A 3734-nucleotide genomic window follows, 5' to 3' on the forward strand; every position below is an offset into this window, starting at 1 on the left:
TGCCTTCGTAGCGGGCGTAAAACGCACTCAAATCCAGCTCCTCGACAACATCACTGACAAAATAGGCCAGGTGGCCATCAGGCAGCCACTCGTTCAGGCTTGGGGGAAGGAGCAATTCCTGGTCGGGCGAGTACGGGCGGAAAGTGGTTCCCATCAGACGTCCTGTTGCCGAAAAATTTTCGGTTTATTATGCCAGAAACGGACTTCTGCCGCGCAGACTCCTAGGGCACAAGAGGGTAAGCCGCCCTCACCCGCCCCATCACAATCCTGGCATCCTCCGGCTTTAAACCCTGCTTTCGCAACTGCGGCATCACCATCGCGCCCACAGCCTTACACCGAAATTGATCAATGCCGTGCCTTTGGAACACATCGGCAATAGCCTGCGGCTGCGCATCCGGGTTGGCTTTGAGTAGCTTGCCAATGTCGATGGCGCAGGCTTGCTCTTCAGGGGCAGTGTTTTGTTTGCTGCGCCAGATCAGGAACGCAACGATGGCGACGAACACTCCGATGAGCAGAAACTTCATGGTACGGCCCCTTTATCCCGGTTTTCCTAGCGAATACCCCGCGATTGCAGCCACTGGCTGATCTGCGCCTGATTCATGGCGCCACTCTGGCGCGCCACCTCCCGGCCGTTCTGGAACAGAATCAGGGTCGGTATGCTGCGGATCGCAAACCGACCGGCTGGCCCGGGGGCTTGCTCGGTGTTCAGCTTGGCAAAGCGCACTTTCCCGTGCCACGCCTTCGCGGCCTGCTCGAACTGGGGAGCCATCATTTTGCACGGGCCACACCAACTGGCCCAGAAGTCTACTAACACGGGCAGATCGCTGCGCCCGGTATGACTAGCAAAACTCTGCTCCGTTAACTCCAGAACCTGATCCGGCCACAGTGGCTGTTTGCAGGCGCCACAATTGCCGCCGGAAGACAACTTGTCGGCCGGTACGCGATTCACTTTGTGGCAATGGGGACATACCAGGTGTCGAACGTCAGTCATGATGAACGGGCCTCTGATTGGCTGATGGTAGAAATAATCGGGGCAGGAGAAGAGAAATCAAGCTGCACGAAAAACCGCATCTCACGAACACGCATCAACCGCTTTCCGCTACCATCAAAGTAAGTCGATGTCAGAGGCTCAAGCGCCATGGGACTGTCGATAAAACAGTCGGAATTTACAGCCCCGGCGCCAAGCGGTATCAATGTGTTTCGGTTTTCCGAAGTTTTTTATAGGAATGCGCCCCAAACTATTAGGTTGCATTTCAAATAAACAATCAGAGGGAATCTTGATGACACAGATTATCGAACAGTTTCTCGAAGTTTCGAGCACTTACCTGCTATCACCCTGCGACAGTGACTGCTGCCACAAATCCGCCGCCTGATCTGGTTGCCCCTGAAACCACAGGGTAATGCCAGGCAACGGCCAGAGTGCTGCCCCCCTCGCTTAAAAAAGCTTACCCTCTTCTGTAACGAGTGGGTTCTCCGTAAAAAGGCATAGGAATCACAGCGGCCAACCCTCAGGCAAGGCCATCATCCATCCCAGGAGTGTTAACCGTGATTGTTCGCGAGCGCCCCGGCCCACTCCGGCTGTTGCTGGCCTGGAAAGGGTCTGTTGTCCCCCACATTCTGCCGCACATTCTGCTTACGGGAATGTTTGCAGCCGCCGTTACCTGGGTTTCGCGCCACCACTACCTCGACGGCATGGTCGACTACACACTTCTGCCGTTCACGATCATGGGCATCGCCCTGTCCATCTTTTTAAGCGTGCGCAACACCGCCACCTACGACCGCTGGTGGGCAGCCAGAAAACACTGGGGGCATATGGTGTACGAATTTCGCAGCCTGGCGCGGACTGGCACCATTTACCTGAGCCCGGAGCGACGGCGGGAGCTTCTGACCCGATGCCTTGCTCACGCTCACCTGCTGCGCGGCCAGTTGCGGGGAGAAGATGTACGGTCTGATCTGCCGGGGTCACTGGCGCCCGAACTCATTGACCAGGCCCTGAGCACCCGCAACCCCGCCGCCTTCATGCTGCACCGAGCCGGAGATGTACTCGCCGAAGCCCACAAGGCGGGCGATCTGGATTCTGTAGCAACCGCGGCCGTAGACCAGCACCTTCATGGCCTCGCGGGCATTCAGGCGGCCTCGGAACGCATTGCCCTCACCCCGTTGCCTTTTGCCTACACCCTGCTGGCTCACCGCACGGCGTATGTGTTCTGCTACCTGCTCCCGTTCGGGCTGGTAGGCGTCGCAGGCTGGTTTACGCCGGTGTTCACCGCCATCGTGGCCTACACGTTTTTCGGGCTGGATCGCCTGTCTGAACAGCTTGAGTTTCCCTTTGGCCGACACACCAACGACCTGCCGCTGGATGCCATCTGCCGCATTCATGAAATCAGTGTTGCCGAAGCCCTGGGCGACCCGGCACCCGAACCGCTGCAGCCGGTCAAATACCAGTTGCAGTAAGGGCCCGGCGGTTACAACGGCATGCGCCCGGTTCGCTCCAGCCGCTCGCTCACCCATTTGTGATACAGCTTTGCCAGCGCTGGCCGAATTACCGGCAAGCCAATCAGCCAGGCAAGCGGTTTCAGCAGCCAGACCCGCGACATCAACAGAATATAGGCATCCAGTTCCCGGTGGATGTTGCCCTGGCCATCTTCCACATGGAGCTCCTGAAGCGCGGCTTTCGGGTCTATACCACGTTCCTCCAACTCCTCATCTCGGCCGCTGATATCCACCCACTCCACCGATTCGCCGGTCCTGCCCGCGAGTCGTTCATAGAGCCTGCGATCCTTGACACAGCTTGGGCAGGCGCCATCGTAGAACACACGAAGCTGATCGCCTGGTGCCGTCATCGCTATCCCCCCTGTTTGCATCGCATTCACCTGATTACACGATAAAGCACTGCGTGGCTCCCGTTAACCCTTCCGATCTCAGACATAACCCGCCAGAGGCTGTACCATCGCCCTGAACTGCCAGGCGCGTTTCGATCAATGTCTGGCTCGCAGGCTTCTCGATTGCCAGGAACCTGATCAGCAGGTCGTTCTGCATCATGTTCGGAGCCGAGGCCGCCGCGTGTTCCAGGTTTGCACCACGGTAGACCATATCGGCAATAGCCAGGAAAAGGTCTGTACCGCGATGCCCCCGAGAGCATTACTCACAGCCAACTCCGGGTGCCCGCGGTAGGCCGCTGTTACCGAGAGCACGAACCACTGAGGGACGTCGCTGCCCCCAGAAGCACGGCTCCAGCGGTCGCCTCACCCAGCCCGGTCCGGTCGGCGAGCTGGTCGACCACACGTGTGATGCGTGTGCCCGCAATTGCAATGACCAGCGCACAGACGCTGAAAACCACGATGCTCTGTGACAGCGTCCAGCTGTCCAGATCCACGATCGGCAATGTCATCCTCCTGTTGCCTTTGAAGCCTACCGCGCAGCCAACGTGAAACGAGTGCCAGCTTACCGAAATAACCGCATTAATAGATCTGTCCCGGCTTTCCCATAGGTATCACAGTTATCCCCCCCTAGGAGTCTGCGCGGCAGAAGTCCGTTTCTGGCATAATAAACCGAAAATTTTTCGGCAACAGGACGTCTGATGGGAACCACTTTCCGCCCGTACTCGCCCGACCAGGAATTGCTCCTTCCCCCAAGCCTGAACGAGTGGCTGCCTGATGGCCACCTGGCCTATTTTGTCAGTGATGTTGTCGAGGAGCTGGATTTGAGTGCGTTTTACGCCCGCTACGAAGGCA

At 58.0% G+C, this 3734-nt stretch carries 4 protein-coding genes and 2 pseudogenes; 2 read left to right on the forward strand and 4 right to left on the reverse strand.

Going from position 1 to position 3734, the window contains the following annotated elements; genetic code table 11:
- From C7H09_RS20075 to trxC, 3 genes and pseudogenes are all read right to left on the reverse strand, one after another.
- Positions 1-154, reverse strand: a pseudogene (locus C7H09_RS20075) (IS5/IS1182 family transposase); the annotation flags it as partial.
- 67 nt (positions 155-221) lie between these two features.
- The gene (locus C7H09_RS00840; protein WP_106760776.1) at positions 222-524 is read right to left on the reverse strand and encodes a hypothetical protein; all 303 of its coding nucleotides are present in this window, start codon (positions 522-524) and stop codon (positions 222-224) included.
- Positions 525-550: 26 nt separating this feature from the next.
- Positions 551-991 carry a thioredoxin TrxC gene (gene trxC, locus C7H09_RS00845; RefSeq protein ID WP_106760777.1) on the reverse strand — a complete coding sequence of 147 codons (441 nt, stop codon included), beginning with the start codon at positions 989-991 and terminating at the stop codon, positions 551-553.
- 554 nt (positions 992-1545) lie between these two features.
- Between trxC and C7H09_RS00850 the strand changes: the two genes are divergently transcribed.
- Positions 1546-2454 carry a bestrophin family protein gene (locus C7H09_RS00850; RefSeq protein WP_165794760.1) on the forward strand — a complete coding sequence of 303 codons (909 nt, stop codon included), beginning with the start codon at positions 1546-1548 and terminating at the stop codon, positions 2452-2454.
- Between the two features lie 11 nt (positions 2455-2465).
- On the opposite strand, the gene C7H09_RS00855 is transcribed toward C7H09_RS00850, so the two are convergent.
- Positions 2466-2843, reverse strand: coding sequence for a thiol-disulfide oxidoreductase DCC family protein (locus tag C7H09_RS00855; protein WP_106760779.1), 378 nt, complete (start codon positions 2841-2843; stop codon positions 2466-2468).
- A gap of 737 nt (positions 2844-3580) precedes the next feature.
- Here C7H09_RS00855 and C7H09_RS20080 point away from each other — a divergent pair.
- Positions 3581-3734: pseudogene (locus C7H09_RS20080) on the forward strand (IS5/IS1182 family transposase); the annotation flags it as partial.

Origin of the sequence: Marinobacter fuscus (genome assembly GCF_003007675.1) — a bacterium.
GTDB classification, from domain to species: domain Bacteria; phylum Pseudomonadota; class Gammaproteobacteria; order Pseudomonadales; family Oleiphilaceae; genus Marinobacter; species Marinobacter fuscus.